This is a genomic window from Frankia sp. AgKG'84/4 (assembly GCF_023242965.2).
Lineage (GTDB): Bacteria > Actinomycetota > Actinomycetes > Frankiales > Frankiaceae > Frankia.
In genome coordinates this window covers 1-3517 of sequence record NZ_JALKFU020000556.1, presented here as the reverse complement: position 1 = coordinate 3517, position 3517 = coordinate 1, and the positions used below count along the sequence as shown (strand labels likewise).

Annotated in this window: 3 protein-coding genes and 1 pseudogene; 1 reads left to right on the top strand and 3 read right to left on the bottom strand. The window is 70.4% G+C overall.

Going from position 1 to position 3517, the window contains the following annotated elements; all coding sequences use genetic code 11:
• Nucleotides 1-330: 330 nt before the first annotated feature.
• Nucleotides 331-1485 carry an LCP family protein gene (locus tag MXD58_RS23105; protein ID WP_284678770.1) on the top strand — a complete coding sequence of 385 codons (1155 nt, stop codon included), beginning with the start codon at nt 331-333 and terminating at the stop codon, nt 1483-1485.
• A gap of 11 nt (nt 1486-1496) precedes the next feature.
• Here the strand turns inward: MXD58_RS23105 and MXD58_RS23100 are convergent, their stop codons facing one another.
• The 3 genes and pseudogenes from MXD58_RS23100 to MXD58_RS23090 form a co-directional block, all read right to left on the bottom strand.
• Nucleotides 1497-2642, bottom strand: coding sequence for a YihY/virulence factor BrkB family protein (locus MXD58_RS23100; RefSeq protein WP_248838314.1), 1146 nt, complete (start codon nt 2640-2642; stop codon nt 1497-1499).
• A gap of 200 nt (nt 2643-2842) precedes the next feature.
• On the bottom strand, nt 2843-3043 hold the full coding sequence (locus MXD58_RS23095) for a DUF7455 domain-containing protein (protein WP_009742431.1): 201 nt from the start codon (nt 3041-3043) through the stop codon (nt 2843-2845).
• Nucleotides 3044-3200: 157 nt separating this feature from the next.
• Nucleotides 3201-3517, bottom strand: a pseudogene (locus MXD58_RS23090) (septation protein SepH); the annotation flags it as partial.

Sequence of the window (3517 nt, the reverse complement as noted above, 5' to 3'; positions counted from 1 at the left end):
CCCCCCCCCCCCCCCCCCCCCCCCCCCCCCCCCCATTTTTTACAAGAATAAGAGGAAAAACCATTTCCACCATTTGTTATGGGGGGGTGGGATATTTTTATAAGAGACTGGGGCGATCGTCCCGACCACCGTCGTCGCCCTGGTGACGCGGACAGGTACGGGGTCGGCGGCGCCTCTGGCGCCCCCGGCGGCGATCCCTATCGGGATCAGCACGTCGCGCGCGACCCCCGCCGCGCGGGGGCGGGCGCCCCACCGACGCGTCCCGCCCTTCCGGATCTCGACGAGCCGCCTGCGGCACCGCGCCGCGGCGGAGCGCGCCGCGGCCTCACCATGATCGCGGCCGTGCTGGCCGCGATCGTGCTCGTGGTGGCCAGCACCGGATGGGCTGTGCTGCGCCACTACGACGGCCGGGTGCACCACGTGCCGCTGACGTTTTCCTCCGACGTCGACCGCCCGTCGGCGGCGGGCGGCGGAACACAGAACATCCTGCTGGTCGGCTCGGACTCCCGGGCGGGCACGAACGGTGAGTTCGGAAGCGCGCAGGGGCAGCGGTCGGACACGACGATCCTCGCGCACCTCGACGCCAGCGGCTCGACGACGTTGATCTCCTTTCCCCGCGACCTGTGGGTGCGCATCCCCGCCTACACCGACACCCGCGGAACCCGGCACGACGCCCAGCGCTCGAAGCTGAACTCGGCCTACTCCTACGGTGGGCCGTCGCTGCTCGTGTCGACGATCGAGGGCTTCACCGGGATCAGGATCAACCACTACGTCCAGATCGACTTCGTCGGCTTCCAGGGCATGACCGACGCCCTGGGCGGTGTCTCCGTGTGCATCAAGGAGCTGCCGCCCGAGCTGAAGGCGCGGGGCTTCGACAACCTGCACGACCACTACTCCGGCTTTTCCGGACAGGTGGGGGAGAACCGGCTCAACGGCGCGCAGGCACTGGCGTTCGTCCGGCAGCGCTACGGCCTGCCGGAGAGCGACATCGACCGGATCCGCCGTCAGCAGCAGTTCCTGGGGGTCGTGTTCCAGCGGATCGCCTCCTCGGACACCCTGCTCAACCCCTCCAAGCTGATCAATGTGGTGGACGCCGCGACCTCGGCGCTGACCCTCGATGAGGGAACGTCCCTCGGCGATCTGCGCGGGCTGGCGGTGCGGATGCAGTCCATCGGCACCGGGGGAGTCGCCTTCGCCACGGTGCCGGCCGCGGCCGCGACCCGGGCGGGCCAGAGTGTCCTGCTGTCGGATCCCACCCAGCTCGGGGCGTTCCTCGAACCCTTCGGTGGCCGGGTCGACGAGCAGAGTTCGACCGGCGCCCTGCCGGTCACCCCGGCCCGCACACCGGCCACCGCGGTGCCGGCGACCTGGTCCGGCTCGGCCTCGGTCCAGGCGGCGAGCATCGCCGCGGTCTCGACCGCCGCGTCCGCCGTGACGGCTGCCGCGCAGGAGGCCGTCCCGGCGGGCGCCGGCTGTACCTACTGATCAGGAGGTACCTACTGGTCAGTAGGTACCTCCTGATCGGACGGTGTCGCGAGCCCGGATGACGCCGACGCGTCCTGCGGCGGTGACTTCTGGGCGGCCGCTGGCTGGGCCCGTGTGCGCAGACGCTCGTCGAGCGCGGCGTTCAGCTCGGCGCCGAGCAGCACCGCCAGCGCCGTGATGTAGAAGAACAGCAGCGCGGCCACCGGCGAGGCCAGCGAGCCGTAGACCAGCTCGTTGCTGAACACGACCCCGAGGTAGAGCCGCAGCAGGTAACTGCCCAGCAGCCAGCACAGCAGCGCCAGCATCGCTCCCGGCAGCGCACGCCACCACGCTCGGCGAACTGGAAGCGACAGATGGTAGAGCGACGTCAGCATCGTCAGCGCGAGCAGGCCCACCAGCGGCCAGAACAGCAGGGTGAGCAGGTGGTCGACGACCGGATGCCGGTCGGCGTCGAGAATCCGGGAGATGATGCCGGGGCCGAGGACGAGCGCCGGCAGGATGATCATTCCGCTGGTCACCTGGGCCAGGAACAGCCCGAGGGCGAGGACTCGGCTGCGGACCGCCGAGCGCAGATCACGCTGCCCGTAGGCGATCGTGATGGTGTTCACGAACGTAGCCATCGCGGTGGATCCCGTCCACAGGGACAGGACGAAGCCGATGGAGATCACGTCCGGTCGGCCGCGGGAGAGGATCTCGTCGACCGTGGGGCGCACGGCGTCGTCAACGACGGACTCGGTGAGCAGATCGCCCGCACCCCGCAGGATGCTGCCGCGAATGGTGCCCAGCGCGTTGTGGCCGATCGCCTCCGCCACGTAGCCCAGCGCGCCGAGAAGCGACAGCAGCAGCGGGGGAAGGGACAGCAGCTGCCAGAAGCCGGCCTCGGCGGCCAGGCCCAGCACCCGGTGCCGCCAGGCATTGGCGATGGTGCGCTGGAGCAGCCAGACCGGTCCACGCGGTACGCGCTGACGCTGGCGGTCGAGCTGGCGGTAGGCCGAGCTGCGGCGCACCCGGGCCCGAGCGGTCGCGTTCCCCCGGCGGGCCTGCGTCACCAGGTCGGGGGCGACCCCGACAGCGGCCCGGCGCACCAGCGGAAGCCAGCGGCCACGGCCTGCGGCGGGCGCCACGGGAGCAGGCGCGTCATTTCCCGTGGCGGCCACGATCCCCACCGTATGGCCTGGTGAGTCGCAGGGAGGTCAACGGCACCCGACGATCGACAACGCCGCCGCCCAGGCGGGCCGGTGCCCGTCAGGCGGGGCATCACCCGCCGCCGCGGAGATCCGTTCCGACGTCGGACGGGTAGCGAAAGGGGCACCCCACGGCGTCGTGGCGTGCCCCCGGAGATTACTGAGTGCGATTATTAGGAGACGCTGAGCTTATCCGTCTCGTCGTGGTACTCGACGGCCATCTCCCGGAGCTTGGAGTCGTGAGACTTGGCGTGATGCCGGCAGAAGAGCAGGTCTCCGCCGCCGGGTAGCACCACCCGCACGTATGCCTGGGCACCGCACCGGTCGCAACGATCGAGGTTGGTCAGCGTCGGCTTCGTGGTAGTCCCTGTCACATCTACTCCAACTGTGTTAGGCGGTCAGACGTTCCAACTGACCATGTGACGGTTTACTCACAGCCGGCTCTCGTGGCGTCATTGCATCCAGAGCGGCGTGGTACCCGCGGCCTTTCGTCGTCCGCGGGTGGATCACTCCTCGGTCTCGTGGGCCCGATCAGGTCCGTCGAGCACCGAAGACGATGTCGTCCCATGCTGGCACTGACTTGCGCCCGCGTCGACCGCCTGCGGGACGTTCCCCCCCGCGGGTGCCGTTGTTCTGGCGTCCCCGTGACGTAGCGGCTGCACCCTGCTGCTCTGCGCTCACATCGTCGTTGCCATCCGTCGCGAGCTGCTCCTTCTCGGTGGAGTTGGGCCCACCCTCGGTCTCCGCGGCGGCCTGGGCGGGTCGTCGCCCACCGGTCGGGCCAGCGGCCGCCGGAGACGGCACTTCGGTGGTGGTGTCGGGCGCCGCGGGCGGCGCGGCGGGCGTCG